Source organism: Sandarakinorhabdus sp. AAP62 (assembly GCF_000331225.1).
GTDB lineage: Bacteria > Pseudomonadota > Alphaproteobacteria > Sphingomonadales > Sphingomonadaceae > Sandarakinorhabdus.
Genome location: NZ_ANFY01000005.1, coordinates 127,527 through 148,520, shown reverse-complemented (window position 1 = coordinate 148,520; position 20,994 = coordinate 127,527). Strand labels below are relative to the sequence as shown.

21 protein-coding genes are annotated in these 20,994 nt (G+C 65.1%); 9 read left to right on the top strand and 12 right to left on the bottom strand.

From position 1 onward, the window contains the following. Positions 1 to 9 precede the first annotated feature (9 nt). Positions 10 to 984: an NADPH:quinone oxidoreductase family protein gene (locus tag D619_RS0105255; RefSeq protein WP_017667526.1), complete on the bottom strand. Its 975-nt coding sequence runs from the start codon at positions 982 to 984 to the stop codon at positions 10 to 12. A 44-nt stretch (positions 985 to 1,028) separates the two neighbouring features. Next, positions 1,029 to 1,934, bottom strand: coding sequence for a hydrogen peroxide-inducible genes activator (locus D619_RS0105250; RefSeq protein WP_017667525.1), 906 nt, complete (start codon positions 1,932 to 1,934; stop codon positions 1,029 to 1,031). A 123-nt stretch (positions 1,935 to 2,057) separates the two neighbouring features. On the opposite strand from D619_RS0105250, the gene D619_RS0105245 reads away from it, so the two are divergent. The 4 genes from D619_RS0105245 to D619_RS0105230 all read left to right on the top strand — a co-directional run bounded on the left by D619_RS0105245 (position 2,058) and on the right by D619_RS0105230 (position 4,471). Beyond that, positions 2,058 to 2,606, top strand: a complete 549-nt coding sequence (locus D619_RS0105245) for a peroxiredoxin (RefSeq protein ID WP_026090738.1) — start codon at positions 2,058 to 2,060, stop codon at positions 2,604 to 2,606. A gap of 180 nt (positions 2,607 to 2,786) precedes the next feature. Next, a complete protein-coding gene (locus D619_RS0105240; RefSeq protein ID WP_017667523.1) occupies positions 2,787 to 3,305 on the top strand; it encodes a carboxymuconolactone decarboxylase family protein in 519 nt (172 codons plus the stop codon). Between the two features lie 121 nt (positions 3,306 to 3,426). Beyond that, a complete protein-coding gene (gene epsC, locus D619_RS0105235) occupies positions 3,427 to 4,098 on the top strand; it encodes a serine O-acetyltransferase EpsC (RefSeq protein ID WP_017667522.1) in 672 nt (223 codons plus the stop codon). Positions 4,099 to 4,129: 31 nt separating this feature from the next. Continuing rightward, positions 4,130 to 4,471, top strand: a complete 342-nt coding sequence (locus D619_RS0105230) for a DUF2794 domain-containing protein (RefSeq protein ID WP_017667521.1) — start codon at positions 4,130 to 4,132, stop codon at positions 4,469 to 4,471. 171 nt (positions 4,472 to 4,642) lie between these two features. Here D619_RS0105230 and D619_RS0105225 read toward each other — a convergent pair whose 3' ends face one another. From D619_RS0105225 to gph, 9 genes are all read right to left on the bottom strand, one after another. After that, entirely contained in the window at positions 4,643 to 5,545 is a 903-nt protein-coding gene (locus D619_RS0105225; protein ID WP_017667520.1) for an SDR family oxidoreductase, read from the bottom strand. Between the two features lie 121 nt (positions 5,546 to 5,666). Continuing rightward, entirely contained in the window at positions 5,667 to 6,389 is a 723-nt protein-coding gene (gene phoB / locus D619_RS0105220) for a phosphate regulon transcriptional regulator PhoB (protein WP_017667519.1), read from the bottom strand. 33 nt (positions 6,390 to 6,422) lie between these two features. Next, on the bottom strand, positions 6,423 to 7,133 hold the full coding sequence (gene phoU, locus D619_RS0105215) for a phosphate signaling complex protein PhoU (protein WP_017667518.1): 711 nt from the start codon (positions 7,131 to 7,133) through the stop codon (positions 6,423 to 6,425). A 37-nt stretch (positions 7,134 to 7,170) separates the two neighbouring features. Beyond that, positions 7,171 to 7,917, bottom strand: a complete 747-nt coding sequence (pstB, locus tag D619_RS0105210; protein WP_051033464.1) for a phosphate ABC transporter ATP-binding protein PstB — start codon at positions 7,915 to 7,917, stop codon at positions 7,171 to 7,173. Positions 7,918 to 7,967: 50 nt separating this feature from the next. Continuing rightward, positions 7,968 to 9,290, bottom strand: coding sequence for a phosphate ABC transporter permease PstA (gene pstA / locus D619_RS0105205; protein ID WP_051033457.1), 1,323 nt, complete (start codon positions 9,288 to 9,290; stop codon positions 7,968 to 7,970). Beyond that, positions 9,290 to 10,684, bottom strand: a complete 1,395-nt coding sequence (gene pstC, locus D619_RS0105200; protein WP_017667515.1) for a phosphate ABC transporter permease subunit PstC — start codon at positions 10,682 to 10,684, stop codon at positions 9,290 to 9,292. Before pstC ends, pstA begins: the two co-directional genes overlap by 1 nt. Continuing rightward, positions 10,681 to 11,745: a substrate-binding domain-containing protein gene (locus D619_RS0105195; RefSeq protein WP_017667514.1), complete on the bottom strand. Its 1,065-nt coding sequence runs from the start codon at positions 11,743 to 11,745 to the stop codon at positions 10,681 to 10,683. Before D619_RS0105195 ends, pstC begins: the two co-directional genes overlap by 4 nt. A 128-nt stretch (positions 11,746 to 11,873) precedes the next feature. Next, positions 11,874 to 13,034 (bottom strand): ATP-binding protein, encoded by a 1,161-nt coding sequence (locus D619_RS15655; RefSeq protein ID WP_017667513.1) that lies wholly within the window; start codon positions 13,032 to 13,034, stop codon positions 11,874 to 11,876. Continuing rightward, complete coding sequence (gph, locus tag D619_RS0105185) at positions 13,028 to 13,699, bottom strand: phosphoglycolate phosphatase (RefSeq protein WP_026090736.1); 672 nt, start codon at positions 13,697 to 13,699, stop codon at positions 13,028 to 13,030. Before gph ends, D619_RS15655 begins: the two co-directional genes overlap by 7 nt. A gap of 118 nt (positions 13,700 to 13,817) precedes the next feature. On the opposite strand from gph, the gene glmU reads away from it, so the two are divergent. Both glmU and glmS read left to right on the top strand, forming a co-directional pair. Continuing rightward, positions 13,818 to 15,173 carry a bifunctional UDP-N-acetylglucosamine diphosphorylase/glucosamine-1-phosphate N-acetyltransferase GlmU gene (gene glmU / locus D619_RS0105180; RefSeq protein WP_026090735.1) on the top strand — a complete coding sequence of 452 codons (1,356 nt, stop codon included), beginning with the start codon at positions 13,818 to 13,820 and terminating at the stop codon, positions 15,171 to 15,173. A 1-nt stretch (position 15,174) separates the two neighbouring features. Beyond that, a complete protein-coding gene (gene glmS, locus D619_RS0105175; protein ID WP_017667510.1) occupies positions 15,175 to 17,010 on the top strand; it encodes a glutamine--fructose-6-phosphate transaminase (isomerizing) in 1,836 nt (611 codons plus the stop codon). 62 nt (positions 17,011 to 17,072) lie between these two features. Here the strand turns inward: glmS and msrA are convergent, their stop codons facing one another. Further along, positions 17,073 to 17,609: a peptide-methionine (S)-S-oxide reductase MsrA gene (gene msrA, locus D619_RS0105170; RefSeq protein WP_026090734.1), complete on the bottom strand. Its 537-nt coding sequence runs from the start codon at positions 17,607 to 17,609 to the stop codon at positions 17,073 to 17,075. Positions 17,610 to 17,755: 146 nt separating this feature from the next. Here msrA and D619_RS15650 point away from each other — a divergent pair, with 146 nt between their 5' ends. The 3 genes from D619_RS15650 to D619_RS0105155 all read left to right on the top strand — a co-directional run bounded on the left by D619_RS15650 (position 17,756) and on the right by D619_RS0105155 (position 20,991). After that, positions 17,756 to 18,520 (top strand): LuxR family transcriptional regulator, encoded by a 765-nt coding sequence (locus tag D619_RS15650; protein ID WP_017667508.1) that lies wholly within the window; start codon positions 17,756 to 17,758, stop codon positions 18,518 to 18,520. Positions 18,521 to 18,592: 72 nt separating this feature from the next. Further along, positions 18,593 to 20,224 carry an MFS transporter gene (locus tag D619_RS0105160; protein ID WP_017667507.1) on the top strand — a complete coding sequence of 544 codons (1,632 nt, stop codon included), beginning with the start codon at positions 18,593 to 18,595 and terminating at the stop codon, positions 20,222 to 20,224. Then, positions 20,221 to 20,991, top strand: coding sequence for an SDR family oxidoreductase (locus D619_RS0105155; protein ID WP_017667506.1), 771 nt, complete (start codon positions 20,221 to 20,223; stop codon positions 20,989 to 20,991). Before D619_RS0105160 ends, D619_RS0105155 begins: the two co-directional genes overlap by 4 nt. The last annotated feature ends 3 nt before the right edge of the window (positions 20,992 to 20,994 follow it).

Genomic DNA, 20,994 nt, shown 5'->3' with positions numbered 1-20,994 from the left:
CTTCTCTCCTCAGACGGTCAGGACGATCTTGCCGAGCGCCTTGCGGTCCATCATCCAGCGGATCGCCTGCGGGCCTTCATCCAGCGCGAAATGGCGCGAGACATGCGGCTTCAGCTTGCCTTCGGCATACCAGCGCAGCAGCTCTTCCATGTTCTGCTGGTGCAGCGCCGGTTCGGCCTGGGTGAACGCGCCCCAGAACACGCCAACGATGCTGGCGCCCTTGATCAGCGGCAGGTTCAGCGGCAGCGCCGGGATGGCGCCGGCGGCAAAACCGATCACCAGATAGCGGCCATTCCAGGCAATGCCGCGGAAGGCCGGTTCGGCATAACGATCGCCCACCGGATCATAGATCACATCAACGCCGCGACCGTTGGTGAGCGCCTTGATACGCTCCTTCAAATCTTCGGTGGCATAGTTGATCACCTCGTCGGCGCCCATCTCGCGGCACAGCGCCAATTTCTCATCGGACGAGGCCGCGGCAATCACCTTGGCGCCCATCACCTTGCCGAGTTCCACCGCCGTCAGGCCCACGCCGCCGGCCGCGCCCAGCACCAGCAGCGTTTCGCCGGGCTTGAGCGCGCCGCGCTGCTTCAGCGCATGATGGCTGGTGCCATAGGTCATGGTGAAGCCGGCAGCGACGTCGAACGGCATGCCGGGTGCCATGCGGACGATCTGGCCGCGATTGGCGATCACTTCCTCGGCCATGGCGCCATTGCCGGTCATGGCGATCACTTCATCACCCACCGCGATATCGGACACGCCCTCTCCCACCGCGCTCACTACGCCGGCACATTCACCGCCGGGGCTGAACGGCAGCGCCGGTTTGAACTGATAGAGATTCTGGATGATCAGCGTATCGGGGAAATTCACCCCTACCGCCTTCACGCTGATCCGCACCTGGCCGCGGCCGGGCTCCGGCGTGGGAATGTCCTTCACCACCAGCTTCTCGGGTGGCCCATGTTCAACGCACAGCACGGCCTTCATGCGATTGTCTCCCCAACATCAATTCGCCAGACCATAGCGGCGGGTTACGGCAGCGCCAATCCTGCCAATAGTGACTCGCCCAGCAAGCGGAATTCGGCTTCGCGTGGGCTGCCGTGCCGCCACACCAGCGACACGGTGCGCGCCGCGTTGCCTGAAACCGGCCGCGCAATCAGATTGCCGTGGGTGAGGATGCCGGCATCCAGCGCCAATTTCGGCACCAGGGTCTGGCCCAGGCCGCCGGCCACCATTTCGACCAGCGTCACCAGGCTGGTGCCGCGATGTGCGGGATCGGCGCGCAATTCGGGTCGGCCGCAGGCGGAAAGCGCCTGCTCTTTCAGGCAATGGCCATCTTCCAGCAGCAGCAATGCATGCGGATCGATTGAATCCGGCGCCACGGCTGGCGGCGGATCGGGCAGATCACCGGGACGAAACACCAGGAAGAAGGGATCATCGAACAACGGCATCACGCTCAGCCCTGCCGTCTCCCACGGCAGCGCCAGCAGCACCACGTCCAGCATGCCGCGCGCCAGGGCTTCGGTCGCCGGGCCGCTCATCTCCTCGCGCAGGTGCAGTTTCAGCTCGGGCCAATCGGCGCGCACCCTGGGCAGCGCGCGCGGCAGCAGGAACGGTGCGATGGTAGGGATGACGCCGAGCCGCAGCGGGCCAGAGAGCGGCTTGTCCCCACCCACGGTCAGCCCGGCCAGTTCATCGGCTTCGCGCAGCACGGCATAGGCCTTGGACACCACGCGTTCGCCCATCGGCGTGAAGCGCACGACCCGGCGGTTGCGCTCCACCAACCGCACGCCCAGCAGCGATTCCAGTTCGGCCAGACCGGCCGACAGGGTGGATTGGGTGACGAAGCAGGTTTCCGCTGCCCGGCCGAAATGGCCATGGATGTGCAGCGCGGTGAGATACTGCAATTGCTTCAGCGTGGGCAGGAAGGCTGTCATCGACAAACTCGATTTGTAACAGCGATATTATCGATTGGATTTCTATCTCGCGCAAGGCCAATGGAACCGCGCTGGCCTCTGGTCAGTTCCGATTTTCTCCCTCACTTCACAAGGATCCACCTCATGGCTCTCACCGTAGGCGATAAAGTTCCGTCCTTCGATCTTCCCGTGCAGCAGGGCGTTGCCGCGCTGCCGAATGGCGAAACGCTCGACATCACCACCGCTTACCCCGGCAAGTGGAAGATCCTGTTTTACTGGCCGAAGGATTTCACCTTCGTCTGCCCGACCGAAATCATCGGCTATGGCGATCTGAAGGGCGATTTTGCTGACCGCGATGCCGTGCTGATCGGCGCTTCGACCGACACCGATTTCGTGCACTTCGCCTGGCGCAAGAGCGACGAGCGCCTGGCCGCCTGCGATTTCCCGTGGCTGGCCGACAACTCGAAGCTGCTCGCCGATGCGCTGGGCATTATCGTGGCCGGTGCCGGCGTGCCGCTGCGCGCCACCTTCATCATCGATCCGGAAAACGTGATCCAGCACATCACGGTCAATGGCCTGAACGTGGGCCGCAACCCGGCCGAAACGCTGCGCATCCTCGACGCGCTGCAGACCGACGAGCTGTGCCCGTGCAACTGGCAGGGCGGCGAAGAAACGCTGAAGCCGGCGGCCTGATTTCTTCCCTCTCCCCTCGTGGGAGAGGGTCGACTCGCGCGAAGCGCGGCGGGGTGAGGGGGTGCCGCACGCGCCCCCTCCTCCACCCTTCCCTACCCCTCACCCCGGGCCGCGCCTGCGGCGCGTCTCTCGCCCTCTCCCTGCCCAAAAGCACTTGGGGGAGAGGGGAAAGGTTGACCCATGATCTTTTCCGAACTCGCCAAGACCCTGCCGGATTACGCCAAGGATCTGCGCCTCAACGTTTCCAGCCTGCTCACCGAGCAACTGCTCAGTGATCAGCAGAAGTGGGGCACCATCGTCGCCGTGGCCCATGCCTGCGCGCACAAGCCGTTGATCGACGCGGTGGAAGCCGAAGCTGCCACCAAGCTCAGCCCCGAAGCGCTGAATGCCGCCAAGGCGGCCGCCAGCATCATGGCGATGAACAATATCTATTACCGCTTCACCTACATGGCGTCGCGGCCGGACTACAAGACGATGCCGGCCAAGCTGCGCATGAACGTGATCGGTACGCCCGGCATCGAGAAGGCCGATTTCGAGCTCTACAGCCTGGCGGTTTCCGCCGTGAACGGCTGCGGCATGTGCATCGACGCCCACGACAAGGTGCTGGCCCAGCACGGCGTCGCCGCCGACAAGATCCAGGCCGCGGTGCGGATCGCTGCCGTGGTGCACGCCGTGGCGCGGACGCTGCAGGCGCTTTGAACACGCCTGACGTGAACATGAAAGGTCAGTCATCCCATGCGGGATGGCTGGCCTTTTTGCTTGAAATGGCTTAAGTGACGCTCAAATCGGCTGCCACCCCCGGGCCGGCCGGAGACATGCCATGGGTTTGATCACCTATCTCGATTCGGTGAAACAGCGCGATCCGGCGCCGCGCTCGCGCTGGGAAATTCTCACCTACCCGGGCGTGCTGGCGTTGGGGCTGCACCGGGTTGCCCATCTGCTCTTCCGCGGGCGCTTCTTCTTCGCGGCGCGGCTGGTCAATCATTTCAGCCGCTTCCTTACCGCCATCGATATCCACCCGGGCGCCCGCATCGGCCGCAATTTCTTCATCGATCACGGCTTCGTGGTGATCGGCGAAACGGCGGAAATCGGTGACGAGGTGACCATCTATCAGTGCGTGACGCTGGGCGGCACCGATCCGGCTGGCGGCACGGGCGGCAAGCGCCACCCCACCATCCTCGATGGCGCCATCGTCGGTTCCGGTGCGCAAGTGTTGGGCCCGATCACGGTTGGTGCCAAGGCCCGCATCGGCGCCAATGCAGTGGTCACACGCGATGTACCGGAAGGCGCCACCATGGTCGGTATCCCGGCCAAGCCGGTGGTCATGGCGGCGGAAGATTATGTGAAGCCGTTCCTGCCCTATGGCACGCCCTGCGCGCAGAAATTCGATCCGGAAACCCAGAAGCTGGAATTGCTGCGCTGCGAGATCGATACGCTCAAGGCCCGGCTTGACGAGCTGACCCGCGAGGATACGCACCGCAAGGCTGGTTGACCTTGGCGCTGCCGCGGGCCAGATTTGCGGCGTGAGCATCGTCATCCCGCTGGCCCCCACCGCAGGCGTTCGTCAGGTCGCCTTCACCCGGTTCGAACTTGATCGCATCATGTCGCTCTATGGCCGCATGGTCGCTGCCGGCCTGTGGCGCGATTATGCGCTGGAACTGGGCGCCAAGGTGGCAAGCTTCTCCGCCTTCCGCCGCTCTGCCGAAAACCCGGAAGTGCGGCTGGTGAAGGACCCTGCCCTGCGCCAGCGCCAGGGCGAATGGGTGCTGTATGGCGAAGGCGGCGTGGTGCTGAAGCGTGGCCACGAGCTGGCCGGCGTGCTGGCCGTGGTGGAACGGCGATTGCTGAAGGCGGTGGAGGGGTAAGCGCGGCCGGCGGCAAAGCCGCCGAGTCCGCTTCTGCAACAGCAAGAGGCAGAAGGAAGATGCGCGGCGAAGCCGCGCCGTCAGACGAGTCAAAAAAGGCGGCCCGAGGACCGCCTTTTTCGCTCGCTGGCCGGGCTTGGCCGAGTCAGACGATAAGGCCTGGCCTTATCGTCAGCCGGCCCGCGCCCCGCCCAGCGCCATTGCCGCCTGCGCACCGCCATTGTCCGGCGCCACTTCACCAGTGCGATCGCTGATCTCGGCAAAGCGCGCGGCGACGTTTTCGGCGGTCAGCTCGTCAGCACCAAGATGGATGCCGCGGGTGAGTGTCACATAGGCACGCTCGACACCGCCGCCGCCAGCGTTGAGGATCACATTGGTCGGCGCTTCTTCCGACACAAGATAGACCGACGCCGGTACCACGGTTTCCGGGCCGAGCTTCTCCAGCATCGCCGGTGGCATCAGATCCTCGGTCATGCGGGTGGCCGCCAACGGCGCGATGGTGTTCACATGCACGTTGTACTTGGCACCTTCCAGCGCCAGCGTCTTCATCAGGCCGACCAGCGCCAGCTTGGCCGCGCCATAATTGGCCTGGCCGAAATTGCCGTACAGGCCGGTCGAGCTGGTGGTCATCAGGATGCGGCCATAGCCTTGCTCGCGCATCAACTCCCACACCGCCTTGGTGCAGTTGACGCTGCCCATCAGGTGCACATCGATGACGGTGCGGAAATCATCCAGGGTCATCTTCACGAACGTCTTGTCGCGCAGGATGCCGGCGTTGTTGATCAGGATGTCGACACGGCCCCAACGCTCCTTCACGTTGGCGACCATCTTTTCCACCGCCGCCATGTCGGTGACGCTGGCGCCGTTGGCCATGGCCTCGCCGCCGAACGCCGTGATTTCGTCCACAACGGCCTGCGCCGCCGACAGCGAGGCGCCCGAACCGTCGCGGGCGCCGCCCAGATCATTGACAACCACCTTGGCGCCGCGCCGCGCAAGATCAAGCGCATAGGCCCGGCCAAGGCCGCCGCCGGCGCCGGTGATGATGGCAACGCGCCCTTCAAAACTGATGGTCATGAGATGCTGTACCCCTAATCAATGGAATCATGCTCGCAGATGGGCGGTTTAACCAAGCCGGCCGATGCTGCAAAGCGATTCCGCCACTGGGACACAGAGGCAAAGCGCCAGAACGGGCCGATCAGGCCGCCGCTTGCGCCGACACCGGAGCCGCATCCAGCGAATAGCCGGCCGAGCGCACCGTGCGGATCAGATCGGGCAGTTCCTCGCTGCCCGGGCCGGCGTTCACGGCCTTGCGCAGGCGGCGGATATGCACGTCCACCGTGCGCTGCTCCACATAGACATCGCGGCCCCACACGGCATCGAGCAATTGTTCACGGCTGAACACGCGGCCCGGATGTTCGAGGAAGTGGCGCAGCAGGCGGAACTCCGTGGGCCCCAGCTGCACGGTGCGGCCATCGCGGGTCACCCGGTGGGCGGTGGTGTCCATGGCAATGCCGGCGAATTCCAGCGCGCCACCCTGCAGGGCCGGGCGCAGGCGGCGCAGCACGGCGCGGATACGGGCGACCAGTTCGCGCGGCGAAAACGGCTTGGTCATGTAATCGTCGGCGCCGGTTTCGAGGCCGCGGATGCGATCCGCCTCGTCACCGCGCGCAGTGAGCATGACGATCGGCAGATTGGCCGTGGCCGGCGCGCGGCGCAGGCGGCGGCACACCTCGATGCCCGACAGGTTGGCGATCATCCAGTCGAGGATGACGAGATCGGGCTTTTCCTCTTCGGCCAGGGTCAGCGCTTCCTCACCGTCGCCGGTGCGGACCACGTCAAAGCCTTCCTTTTCAAGGTTGTAGGTCACCAGCTCAACCAGGCTGGCATCATCTTCAACAAGCAGGATCTTGGCGCGCATGGTGCGAACTCCTGTGGGTTATTCGAGCCAAATTCACTCGGGACTGTAAACGGTGGACGTGAAATCATTCTTCGGTCGCTCGGCCGGGCGCTGGCCGGTGACGGAATAATAGACCATCTCGGCCACCGACGTGGCGTGATCGCCAATCCGCTCCAGATTCTTGGCGACGAACAGCAGATGGGTGGACGGCGTGATATAGTGCGGATTTTCCATCATGAAGGTGAGCAGCGCGCGGAACAGCGAGTTGTAATATTCGTCCACCTGCTGATCGCGCTGCAGCAGGGCCACCGCCTTCACTGGATCACGATCAACAAAGGCATCCAGCGTGTCACGGATGATTTCGACCACCACGCGGGCCATTTCCGGGATGATCACCGCCGGCGCCACCGGCTGCGACTGGGCCACCACGGCGGACCGCTTGGCGATATTCTTGGCATAATCGCCGATGCGTTCCAGCACGCCGGCGATCTTCAGCGCCGCCACGATCTCGCGCAGATCATCGGCCAGCGGGGCGCGCAGGGCGATGATGCGCACAGCCAGCGCCTCGGCCTCGGCTTCCAGCGCATCAAGGCGCTTGTCATTCTCGATGATGGTCTGGGCGGCTTCGGAATTGCGGCTCATCAGCGCGTCGACGCTTTCGGCGATCTGGGTTTCGCACAGGCCGCCCATGCGCGTGATCACCGCGCGCAGCTGGGCAATGTCCTCGTCGAAACTCTTGACGGTGTGGGCGGCGAATTCGGCCATGGCAGGTGCCTTTCAGGGGCGGCGGATCGGGGGCGGATCAGCCGTAACGTCCGGTGATGTAATCCTTGGTGCGGGTCGCCTTCGGGTTGGTGAAGATCGACGACGTGTCATCATACTCCACCAGCGTGCCGAGATGGAAAAAAGCCGTCTTCTGGGAAACGCGGGCGGCCTGCTGCATGTTGTGGGTGACGATGACGATGGCATATCGGCCACGCAGTTCGTCGATCAGTTCCTCGATGCGGGCCGTTGCGATGGGATCAAGCGCGGAGCAGGGCTCGTCCATCAGGATGACTTCGGGATCAACCGCGATGGCGCGCGCGATGCACAGGCGCTGCTGCTGCCCGCCCGACATGGCGGTGCCGCTTTCGCCCAGGCGATCCTTGGCTTCATCCCACAGGCCGGCGCGCTTGAGGGCGGATTCCACAATCTCGTCCATGTCGGCCTTGGACCGGGCCAGGCCATGCAGACGCGGGCCATAGGCGACATTCTCATAAATCGACTTGGGAAACGGATTGGGCTTCTGGAACACCATGCCAACGCGGGCGCGCAGCTGCACCACGTCCATGTTGCTGGCATAGACATCCTCGCCGTCGAGTTCGATGCGGCCTTCGACGCGGGCGCCGTCTACCGTGTCGTTCATGCGGTTGAGGCAGCGCAGGAAAGTGGACTTGCCACAGCCCGACGGGCCGATGAACGCCGTCACATGTTCGGCCGAAATATCGATGGAGACGTTCTTGATGGCCTGTTTCTGGCCATAGAAAACGTTGACATCACGCGCCGTCATCTTGGGGACGGCATTGTGGCCGATTGCCGGCTTTGGGGCAGGGTTCTGGTTCACCAGCGCCTCTCGAAACGGTTGCGAAGATAGATGGCCAGGCTGTTCATGGCGATCAGCACCAGCATCAGCACCATGATGGCCGCCGAGGTTTTCTCGACAAAGCCGCGCTGCACATCATCGGACCACAGGAATACCTGCATCGGCAGCACCGTGGCCGGCGACGTGAAGCCCTGCGGCACATCGGTGACGAAGGCGCGCATGCCGATCAGCAGCAGCGGCGCGGTTTCCCCCAGCGCGCGGGCGATACCGATGATGGTGCCGGTCATGATGCCGGGCAGCGCCAGCGGCAGCACATGGTGGAACACCACCTGGATCGGTGAGGCGCCGATGCCCAGCGCGGCATCGCGGATCGACGGCGGCACCGCCTTGATCGCCACGCGCGAGGCGATCACGATCACCGGCATGATCATCAGCGCCAGCGTGATACCGCCCACCAGCGGCGCCGATCGCGGCATCCCGGCAAAATTCAGGAAGAAGGCGAGGCCGAGCAGGCCGAAGATGATCGACGGCACGGCGGCGAGATTGTTGATCGACAGCTCGATGATGTCGGCCAGCCGGCCCTTGGGGGCGAATTCCTCCAGCCACACCGCCGAAAACACCCCCAGCGGGAAGGCAATCGCGATGGTCACCGCCAGCGTGAGCAGCGAGCCCAGGGCGGCGCCGCCGATGCCGGCCAGTTCCGGCTCGGTGGAATCGGCGCCGAACAGGAAGGTGGTGTTGAAGCCGGTGCGCAGCCGGCCAGCCTTTTCCAGCCAGCGCCAATCGGAGACTTCGCGATCAGTGACGCCGCGGCTTTCGGCGGGCGCTGTCAGATCATATTTGCCCTTGGCCAGCAGATCGATCGACGATCGCACCGGCACCCACAGGCTGGCGCGCTTGCCGAGCAGAGCGGGATTGTCCATCAACGCTTCGCGCAATTCCATCCACGCCGCATCCGACAGCGTGCCATCGGCCGGGCCGAGTTGTTCGGCCGCCTTCAGCAGCAGCGCCTGATAGTCGGCACGGGCCAGCAGGGACTGCCCCTGCGGACCCGCCACCGCTGCCGGATCAACGCCAAGCGTGGCGGCATCAAACTGCACGTCGATGCGGGTTTCGGTGCGCTGGAAACCGGTCCAGCCATCGCGCACGATGGTGAACAGCAGGAAAGCGAGGAAGCTGGCGGCAATCACCAGCGCTGCGGCACCCAGGCGGCGGAAATTGCGTTCAGCGCGGTAGCGCGCGGCGATGCGCGACTGCATGGCCGGGGTCGTCCAGTCGGTGGGCTGGCGCTCGGCGATGGGCGCGGCAGGGGCGGCCAAGGGACTCGACACTGTCGCCATCACTCGTAGGCCTCGCGATAGCGCTTCACCACGGCGAGCGCATAGATGTTGAGGATCAGCGTCATCACGAACAGCACCAGCCCCAGTGCAAAGGCCGAAAGCGTCTTGGCGCTGTCAAACTCCTGGTCCCCGGTGAGCAGCGCGACGATTTGGGTGGTGACGGTGGTGACGCTGCTGAACGGATTGGCGGTGAGATTGGCCGCAAGCCCTGCCGCCATCACCACGATCATCGTCTCGCCGATGGCGCGGCTCACCGCCAGCAGCACGCCGCCCATGATGCCGGGCAGCGCCGCGGGCACCATCACCTTCTTCACGGTTTCCGATGGGGTGGCGCCCATGGCCAGGCTGCCATCGCGCATGGCGCGCGGCACGGCGGCCAGCGCATCATCGGCCATCGAGGAGACGAAGGGAATGATCATCACCCCCATCACCAGCCCGGCGGCCAGCGCGGAATCGGATGAGGCATCGGTCATCCCCAGCGCCACGGCAAAGCTGCGCACCAGCGGCGCGATGGTGAGCGCGGCGAAGAAGCCGTAAACCACCGTGGGCACCCCGGCGAGCAGTTCCAGGATCGGCTTCAGCCATTTGCGCAGGCGCGGATCAGCATATTGGGTAAGATAGATCGCCGACATCAGGCCGAGCGGGATGGCCACGGCCATGGCGATGATGGCGCCGATGAAGATCGTGCCCCAGAACAGCGGCACCGCCCCGAACGCGCCGGTGGAACCAACCTGATCGGCGCGGATCGCCGTCTGCGGGCTCCAGGCCAGACCGGTGAGGAATTCGACCGGGGACACCAGCTGGAAGAAGCGGATCGATTCAAAGATCAGCGACAGCACAATGCCGAAAGTCGTCAGGATCGCCACGATCGACGCGATCAGCAGCAGTGCGCGCACCTGGATTTCCACGCGGTTGCGGGCGCGGAAATCCGGGCGCAGCCGCGACCAGCCCCACAGGCCGCCCATCGCCAGCAGGGCCACCGCCAGTGCGCCGGCGAGCAGATCGCCGTTGGTTCGGGCTGCCGCATAGACCGGCGCCAGTCGCGGCGCGAGCGGGTTGAAAGCTTGCGGCAGATCGCCATTCACCAGGCCGCGCACTTCGTTCATCAGCGCATCGCTGTCGTTGCCAGAAGCTGGCCGCTCGGCGGCTGTCAGGCTGCCCAGCACCTGGCCCTCGATCAGGCCTTCGCCCACCATGCCCCAACCGGCCAGCACCAGCAGCGCCGGCGCCAGTGCCAACACCGCGACATAGGCACCATGATAGACGGGCCGCGAATGCACCGCCCCGATCCGGCCACCGGCCGCCACCACCATGCGGTTGCCGCGGGAACGGCCAGCCAGATAGGCCAGGCCCGCCAGGCCCAGCACCAGCGCAAGGGCGATCAGCAACCTCATTGCAGGGCACCTTCGTCCATCGCGGTCAGGTTGCGGGCCGTGGTTTCACCGGCGCGGCGGATGGCTTCCGGTGCGGCCACCAGGCCCTTTCTGGCCAGATAGCCTTCACGGCCCCAGGTCGATTCCCGCGCATATTCGGCCAGGAACTCGCGCATGCCGCGCACCGCCGGCACGTGCTGCACCTTCACATAGAGATAGAGCGGCCGCGACGCCGGGAAACGGCCGCTGGAGATATTCTCGTAGGTGGCGGTGACGCCGGACAGCGGCACATCCTTCACGCGGTCGCTATTCTCTTCCATGAAGGAAAAGCCGAACACGCCCAGCGCCTGCGGATTGGCCGATACCTTCTGCACGATCAGATTGTCGTTCTCGCCGCCTTCCACATAGGCACCATCTTCGCGCACCTTCTCGCAGATCTGCTTGTGGGCGCTCTCGTCGCGCGCCTTCAGATCCTTCATCGCGGCTTCCGTGTTGCAGCCCTTCAGCATGTACAGCTCGTTGAAGCTGTCGCGCGTGCCGCTGGTCGGCGGCGGGCCGATCACCTCGATGCGGATGTCGGGCAGCGCCGGGTTCACATCCTTCCAGGTGCGCGCCCGATTGGGCCCCTTGCCGAACGGATTGGCGGCCAGCGCCAGATAGACATCGCGTTCCGTGAGCGACGGGAAATTGGCTTCGCGGGACTGGGCGATGACCAGGCCATCGATGCCGACCTGCAATTCGATCAGGCCCTTCACGCCATGCTTGGCGCAATCATCGACTTCGCTTTTCTTGATGCGACGGGACGCGTTGGCGGCATCGGGGAATTGCGCGCCAAGGCCGGCACACATCAGCTTGATGCCGCCGCCGGTGCCGGTCGATTCGACGATGGGCGCCGGAAATTCCGTCCACTTGCGCTTGAACTGTTCCGCCACGGCCGTGGTGAAGGGATAGACGGTGGACGAACCAACGATGCGGATCTGCGTACGACTGCCGCCCGAACAGGCCGCAAGCCCTGCCGCCAAAAAGGCAGCCAGGCCGAAACCGAAGGCGGCAGACGCGCGGCTTGGAAGCAAGAAATCCATCCTCTTGGGGTCATGGCCAGGCGACTCGCAGTCCCGTCCTTCTGCCCCACTGGCTCGGCCTTTATGACCGTCGGATGTGGGCCATATGACGCTTTGGTGACATATTTGTTACGCCGCCTGTGGATGGTTCAGGCGATGGGCAAGGTAAACGAAACGCTTGTGCCTTCCCCCAGCCGGCTGTCGATCTCCAACCGGCCGCGGTGCCGTTCCACGATATGCTTGACGATGGCCAGCCCCAGCCCGGTGCCGCCCAGCGTGCGGCTGCGCTGGGAATCCACGCGGTAGAAACGCTCGGTCAGCCGCGGCAGATGCTCGGGCGCGATGCCATCGCCTTCATCGGCCACCGTCACCTTCACGCTGCCGCCCGGCGAGGTGGCGACGCTGGCCAGGCTGACCCGGATCGGGGTGCCGCTGCGGCCATATTTCAGCGCGTTGGAAATCAGATTGTAGAGCACCTGCAGCACCTGGTCGCGATCGGCGATCACGCGCGGCAGCTCGACCGGTTCATCGATCAGCAGCGCGCGGCTGTCGCCTTCCAGTCGCATGGCCAGCGTGCTGCCGACTTCGGCGACCAGGCCCTTCAGGTCGAGCGGCTGGGTGGGGCGCACGAACTTGTCCAGTTCAATGCGCGACAGGCTCATCAGATCGTCGATCAGGCGGCGCATGCGATCGGCTTCGGTGGCCATGATGGTCAGGAAACGCTGCCGCGCCGGTTCATCCTCTGCCGCCGGGCCCTGCAGCGTTTCGATGAAGCCGGCCAGCGTGGCCAGCGGCGTGCGCAGTTCATGGCTGGCATTGGCGACGAAATCGACGCGCATGCGCTCGGTCACCTTGGATTGGGTGATGTCATCCAGCAGCACCAGGCAGCGGATCGGGCCGTCATCGTCGTCATCACCCACCACGCGCAGGCGGAAACTGCGATTGCCGCTGCCAAGACCAGTCAATTCGCGATCTTCGGCCAGCTGCCCGGCCATCACCGCTTCCACCGCATCCAGCAGCGCAGGGTGACGCACGGTCAGCCGAAGATCGCTGCCGACAATGCGGTTGCCGAACAGGGCGCGGGCCGCGGCATTGGCGGCCTCCACCAACGGGCCACGGGTGAGCAGCGCTGCATCGTTCAGGCTTTCGATGTGGATGCGGTCAGCCGATGGCAGCGGCGGTGGCGGCGGTGGGACCGGCGCGGGGGGCAGCGCCGGCGGCCCCGGATCGGGCGCGCTCATGCGGCCGAGCACGAAGCCCAGCAGCAGCGCGGCAAAGCCCAGCAAGGCCAGTTCAAACGCCGTCACCATCGCCGCAACGTCCGCAAGGCCGGCAGCAATGCATCATAATGATCGATCACCATGTCGCCGCCCAGTTCATGCGCCGGCCGATCAGTATAGCCGAAGCTGACCAGCACGACCGGCAGGCCGGCATTGCGCGCCGCGCCCACATCGGTCGCGGAATCGCCGACGAACGCCGCATCATCCGCCACGCCGCCAGCCGCGGCCAGCGTGGCAAAGACATGGCCGGCATCGGGCTTGGGCCGTTCGACACTGGTAGCCCCGATCACGGCGGCAAAGCGCCGCTGCCAGCCGAGCGCTTCGACCAGCGCTACCGCAAGATGGGTGGGCTTGTTCGTGCAGATGGCAAGCCGGCAGCCGGCATCGGCCAGTGCATCCAGTGCCGCCTCCACGCCATCGAAGGCACGCGAATCATTGGCGATGTTGGCGGCATAATGGGCCAGGAACAGCGGCATCGACGGTTCAACGAGCTGCAGCGCCGGATCCCCCGTCGCCGCCAACCCGCGCGTCACCAGCGCCCGCGCGCCATGGCCCACGAGGTGGCGCACATCGTCCGCCGGCAAGGGCGGGCGGCCATGGGCGGCGAGGACATGGTTCATCGCGCCAGCCAGATCAGGCGCGGTATCGACGAGCGTACCGTCGAGATCGAACAGGATGGAACGGGGCAAAGTCACGAGCGCTGGGCCTTGCACTTCTATTATTGCAGTCGTGCGACAGGCGTTGCGCCGGGTGGCGGCACTTTTCAACCCCCCAAGCTTTTCAACCACCGGCCATTATGGCAGGGCTGCGTTCGTGACATCCCCTGCCCCCTTTGCTGCCATCATCCTTGCCGCCGGCATGGGCACGCGCATGAAATCGGCCCGCCACAAGGTGCTGCATGCCATTGCCGGCAAGCCGATGCTGCGCCACCTGACCGACAGCCTGGCAACCCTCAATCCGGCACGCACCGTGATCGTGGTGGGTGCGTTGAAGGAGCAGGTGGAAGCCGAAGTCGCCGGCCACTCCGGCCTTGGGCCAGATGTGGTGGTGCAGCAGCCGCAACTCGGCACTGGCCATGCCGTGCAGCTGGCAGCGCCGCAACTGGCCGGATTCGAAGGCAAGGTGCTGGTGCTCTATGGCGATGCGCCGCTGGTGCCGGCCGCGACCATGCAGCGGCTGCTCGATGCGCTGACCGATGATGTGGCGGTGTCGGTGCTGGGGTTCCGGCCAGAAAATCCGGGTGCCTATGGTCGCATCATCGCAGGCAATGGCGCGATCCGGAAGATGGTGGAATACAAGGACGCCTCCCCCGCTGAACGGGCAGAAACATTGTGCAACAGCGGCCTGATGGCGGTGCGGGCCGCCGATCTGTTCCCGTTGCTCGCCCGCGTCACCAACAATAATGCAGCAGGCGAATATTATCTGCCCGACGTGGTGGGCCTGGCGCTGGGTGACGGCCGGGCATGCGTGGTGATCGAGACGGCGGCAGATGATGTCGCCGGTGCCAACAGCCGCGCCGAACTGGCCGCGCTGGAAGCGATTTTCCAGCGCCGCCGCCGTGCCGAATTGATGGCCGCCGGCGTTTCGATGCAGGCGCCCGAAACCGTGTTTTTCGCCGCCGACACTGAAATTGCGGCCGATGTGGAGATCGAACCGTTCGTGGTGTTCGGCGCCGGGGTGAAGATTGCCAGCGGTGCGCGCATACGGGCCCACAGCCACATCGAAGGCGCCACCATCGGCGAGGGCTGCGAGATCGGCCCGTTCGCGCGACTGCGCCCGGGCACGGTGCTGGGCGCCAATGCCAAGATCGGCAATTTCGTCGAGACCAAGAAGGCCGTGCTGGGCGAGGGCGCCAAGGCCAATCACCTGACCTATCTGGGCGACGTGACGGTGGGCGCCAGGGCCAATATCGGCGCCGGCACCATCACCTGCAACTATGATGGCTTCTTCAAATATCAGACGGTGATCGGCGCCGGCGCCTTCATCGGATCGAACAGCGCGCTGGTGGCGCCGGTGAACATTGGCGATGGTGCCATCGTGGCGGCCGGCAGCACGGTCACCCGCGATGTCAGCGGCGATGCGCTGGCGCTGGTGCGCCCCGAACAGAGCGAAAAACCCGGCTGGGCGGCGCGTTTCCGCAGCATCCAGTCGGCGAAAAAGGGCAAGTGACATGTGCGGTATCATCGGCATCGTATCAGGCGAAGCGGTGGCGGACCGGCTGGTTGATGGCCTGCGCCGGCTTGAGTATCGCGGCTATGACAGCGCGGGCATTGCGACCATAGAAGTGACTGGGTCCGGGGCGTTGATGGACCGCCGCCGCGCGCCCGGCAAACTCGCCAATCTGGCCCGCGAACTGGCCCTCTCCCCCCTGCCCGGCCGCATCGGCATTGCCCACACCCGCTGGGCCACCCACGGCGCGCCAACGCGGGACAATGCCCACCCGCATGCGACGGAAAATGTCTGCCTTGTCCACAACGGCATCATCGAGAATTTCAAGCCGCTGCGCGCCGAAGTGCTGGCTGCCGGGCGCACGCTGAGCAGCGACACCGATACCGAAGTCGTCGCCCACCTGCTTGAACTGGCGCTGGCGAACGGCGCCTCGCCGGATGCGGCGGTTGCAGCGACGCTGAAGCGCCTGCACGGTGCGTTCAGTTTCGCGATCCTGTTCCGCAATCACCCCGGCATCATCTATGGCGCGCGGCGCGGTTCACCGCTGGTGGTCGGGCGTGGTGACGGCGAGATGTTTCTGGGGTCCGACGCCCTCGGCCTTGCGCCCTTCACCAACCGCATCGCCTATCTGGAAGAAGGTGACTGGGTGCGGCTGACCACCGACAGCGTCGCCATCTTCGATGCGAATGACCAGCCGGTGACACGCGCCTTCATCACCTCGTCGGCCAGTGCGGCGGTGATCGAGAAGGGCAACCACCGCCACTACATGGAAAAGGAAATCCACGAGCAGCCGATCGTGGTGGCGCAGACATTGGGTGCCTATCTTGACCCATTGGCCGAAACCGTCGCCCTGCCCGGCCTGCCCTTTGATCTCGCCGCCGTGAAGCGTGTGCAGATCGTCGCCTGCGGCACCGCGCTGCTGGCAGGCCATGTCGCCAGTTACTGGCTGGAGCAACTGGCGCGGGTGCCGGTGAGCATCGAGAACGCGTCGGAATATCGCTATCGCGACCCCGTTTATGAAGACGGCGGCCTGTGCCTGTTCATCAGCCAGTCGGGCGAGACGGCCGACACGCTGGCGGCGCTGCGCCATGCGCTGGCCGGCGGCCAGATGGTGGCGGCGGTGGTCAATGTCGCCACCTCGACGATGGCGCGCGAGACGCAGCTGCTGCTGCCCACCCACGCCGGCCCGGAAGTGGGCGTCGCTTCCACCAAGGCCTTCACCTGCCAACTTTCGGTGCTGGCCGCCTTTGCCATCGCGCTGGGCAAGGCCAAGGGCCGGGTGGATGCGGCCGAGGAAGCAAGGCTGGTGCATCTGCTCACCGAAGTGCCAGCCGCAATGAACGCGGCGCTGAAGACCGAGGATGCCATCGCCGCCCTCGCCCCCAATTTGGCGAAGGCGCGCGACATTCTCTACATCGGCCGCGGCCCGGATTATCCGATGGCGCTGGAAGGCGCGCTGAAGCTGAAGGAAATCAGCTATATCCACGCCGAAGGCTATGCGGCCGGCGAGTTGAAGCACGGCCCCATCGCGCTGATCGACGAGCATGTGCCGGTGATCGTCATCGCGCCATCAGGCCCGCGTTTCGAGAAGACCGTGTCGAACATGCAGGAAGTGATGGCGCGCGGCGGCCAGGTCGTGCTGCTGTCGGATGCCGAGGGCATTGCGACCCACGGCCAGGGCACCGCCGCTGCCGTGGCGCTGCCCACGGTCGATCCGTTCATCAGCCCGCTGGTCAGCGCCATTCCGGTGCAGTTGCTGGCCTATCATGTCGCCGTGGCCAAGGGCACCGACGTCGATCAGCCGCGCAACCTCGCCAAATCGGTGACGGTCGAGTGAGTGATTTCCACGCCGCGAACTGAAACAGTTCACGGCTCGGAAACCACGTCAACCAAGGCCGGTCAGCGGCCCTTCAGCCGCGCCGCATAGCCCTTGCGGAACTTGGCCAGCTTCGGCCCGACAACCGCGACGCAATAGCCGTTCTTGGTGCCATTGTTCTCGAAATAGCGCTGGTGATAGGCTTCGGCCGGCCACCACGGGGCGTTGGGCTCGATCGCGGTGACGATGGGATTGTCCCAACTTGCCTGGTTGCGGGCAATTGCCGCTTCGGCCTCCACCGCCTGCACGCCGTTCTGCGGGAAGATGGCCGAGCGATATTGCGTGCCGACATCGCCGCCCTGGCGGTTGAGCGTGGTCGGGTCATGCGTGTGGAAGAAGATATCGAGCAGCTCGGCATAGCTGATGATGTCCGCATCATAGACGATACGCACTGCTTCGGCATGGCCGGTGCGGCCAGAACAGACTTCTTCATACGTGGGATTGTCGCGGGCGCCTCCGATATAGCCCGATTCGACTGTGTCGACGCCCTTCAGCTCGTTGAACACAGCTTCGGTGCACCAGAAACAACCGCCGGCAATGATTGCGACATCGCGTGACATGAACACCTCGTTGTCAAATTTTTCTGTGGTGACTATAAAGAAATCTGTCACCTGAATTTGTTCGCATAAGCTGGTAACAGGGGCCCGGCAAGTGCGAAGCCAGCAGGCGATGCGTCGCAGTGTCACGCGATTGCCAGGGGGTCTTTGTGAGCAAATTCCAGGACGTGCAGACCTTCGTGCGCGCCGTACGCACCGCCCCAAGCCTGACCGATATCGGTCTGGTGCTGAAGGAGGCCACGCGCAGCTTCCACTTCGATCATTTCGCCCTGGCGCAGCGCATCAACAGCCCCGGCCGGCTCGGGCCCTTGGCGCTCACCGATTTTCCCGATCAATGGGTCAATGGCCTGATACCCAGTGGCCGGGTGGCCGATGATCCGGTGCTGCTGGCCTGCGAACGCAGCGTGGCGCCCTTTGCCTGGAGCAACCTCGATACCATCCTGCCGATGACCGCCCGGCAGAGGGCCTACATGACCCAGGCGCGCACTGCCGGGCTGGCCGAAGGCTATACCGTGCCGATCCATGTGCCCGGCCAGGCCTCCGGGTTGGTCAGCTTCGTCATGGCCGAAGGCCGGCAATTGCCCACGGATTCCCTGCCAGCCGCCCAATATCTCGCCTGTTTCGCGTTCGAGGCGGCACGCCGGCTGAAGCTGCAGATGGCCGGCGACGATCCACCCGAAGGCCCGAAGCTGACCCAGCGCCAGCTCGATTGCCTGGTGCTGGCAGCACGCGGCAAATCCAATTGGGTGGCCGGGCAATTGCTCGGCCTGTCGGGCGGCACGGTCCACAAATATCTGGAAGCCGCCAAGACCCGCTATGGCGTCTCCACCCGTACCGAACTGGTGGTGCGCGCGCTCTATGACGGCCAGTTGGCATTCTCCGATGTGATGGGTGACAGCCGCCGGGACGGCTGATAAGCCTTTGGCCAGATGGGGCCTGTTGACGCCCTGCAGCAGCTTGAGAGTCATTGGGGGCGAGCAGAGCGGATGGCCGAAAGCGAAACCGAATCCGGCAAACCGGTTCCGCCGGTTGGCGGGCCCTATGCCTGGTATGTGCTGGCGCTGCTGGTGCTGGTTTACGTGATGAACTTCATCGATCGGCAGATATTGTCGATCCTGGCGGAAGACATCAAACGCGACCTCGGCCTGACCGATGCCCAACTGGGTTTCCTCTATGGCACCGCCTTTGCCGTGTTCTACGCGTTGTTCGGGGTGCCGATCGGCAGGCTGGCCGATAATTGGGTCCGCACCCGCCTGCTGGCGCTGGGCCTGACCCTGTGGTCGGGGATGACTGCCATGTCCGGCCTGGCCGGCAGCTTCGCGCAATTGTCGCTGGCCCGGGTCGGCGTCGGCGTGGGCGAGGCCGCTGCAGGCCCGTCGGCCTATTCGATGATTTCCGACTGGTTCCCCAAGGCCCGCCGCGCCACGGCAATCTCCATCTATGCCGCCGGGCTCTATCTGGGCGGCGGCGTGTCGCTGCTGATCGGCGCGGTCGTGGTGAAGGGCTGGAATGCCGCCTATCCCGGCGGCGGCCCGCTGGGGCTGGTCGGCTGGCAGGCGGCGTTCATGGCGGTCGGCATTCCCGGGCTGTTGCTGGCCCTGTGGGTGGCCACGCTGATCGAACCGATCCGTGGCCGCGCCGATGGCCTGCCGCCGCCGGTGCCGATGAACGGCAAGACGATCATCCGCAATTTCGCCGCCGATCTGGCCAGCGTCATCCCGCCGCTCACTCTCGTCAACATGGCGCTGCTCGGCCGCCGCGCGCTCATGGAAAATGTCGCCGCGTTGGCGCTGGTGGCGGGCCTTGTCGCCACGCTGGTGCATCTTACCGGCGAAATCCCGCAGTTCCTCGCTGTTGGCACCGGCCTCTATGCGGTGATCAGCTGGGCGCAATCGATCAAGCGCCGCGACAAGCCAACCTATGAGATGATCTGGGGCACCCCGGCCTTCATCCTCACCATCCTGGGCTTTGGTTCGATCAGTTTCGTCGGATACAGCGTCGGTTTCTGGGCGGCGCCCTATGCGCTGCGCACCTTTGCCGAACCGATGATCGCGGCGGGCGGCCCCATCCCCTGGTATGGCACCAAGGAGGCGGTGGCCTTCATCCTGGGCGGTGGCGGCGCGCTGGGCGGCTTTGTCGGCACCATCTTGGGCGGCGTGCTCGGCGATTGGGCCAAGAAGCGCCATCCCTCTGGCCGCATCATGGTGGGCGCGCTGGCAACACTGGTGCCGGCGCCCTTCATCTGGCTGCAATATACCACCAGCGATCTGGCGATGTTCTTCCTGTGCTTTGCCCCCACCACCGTGTTCGGTTCGATGTATGTCGGCGTGGCCGCGGCCACCACGCAGGATCTGGTGATGCCACGCATGCGCGGGGCGGCCACCGCCACCTTCTTCATTGGCACCACCCTGTTCGGGCTGGGCCTGGGGCCGTGGTTCACGGGCTTTGTTTCGAAGGTCAGCGGCAGCCTGGGCACTGGCGTGCTGGCGCTACTGTTGATGGCGCCCTTCACCGTCACCTGCCTCTATTTCCTCTATCGCCTGCTGCCCAAGGCCGAAGCCACGCGGCTCGATCGCGCCCGCGGCGCCGGCGAAATCATCGGAGCCTCCGCCACATGAGAATCGAATCCCTGTTCAACGTTGCCGGCAAGACCGCCGTCGTTACCGGCGGCAGCCGCGGTATCGGCGAGATGATCGCCCGCGCGCTGATCGAGAATGGCGCCAACGTCATCATCACCAGCCGCAAGATCAGTGATTGCGAAAGCCTCGCCGCCCAGCTGGGCCCGGCCTGCACCGCCATTCCGGCCGATCTCAGCCAGATGGCCGAGATCGAGCGTTTTGCTGCCGCCGTCGCCGCCGTCACGCCAAAGGTGGACATCTTGTTCAACAACGCCGGCGCCTCGTGGGGGGCAGGCTTTGACGAATTCCCGGAATCTGGCTGGGACAAGGTGATGGACATCAATGTGAAGTCCGTCTTCTTCCTCACCCAGAAACTGGCGCCGTTGCTGGAGGCCGCTGCCGGACCCGGCAATCTGGCGAAGGTGATCAACATCGGCTCGATCGATGGCCAGCATGTCTCTGATCTGGAAACCTACTCCTATGCCGCGTCCAAGGCCGGCGTGCTGCACATGACGCGGATGATGGCCAAGTTCCTCGCCAAGCGGCACATCGCGGTGAACGCCATCGCGCCGGGCTTCTTCCCATCCAAGATGACTGCCGGCATCGCCGAGGAGTTCCGCGAGGCCTTCCGCGCCGCCACCCCGATGCAGCGCTGGGGCACGCCCGAAGACATGGCCGGGGTGGCGCTTTTCCTGTCCAGCCGGGCCAGCGATTATCTGTGCGGCAGCGTGATCACGGTCGACGGCGGTTACGCCACGACGGTGTGATTC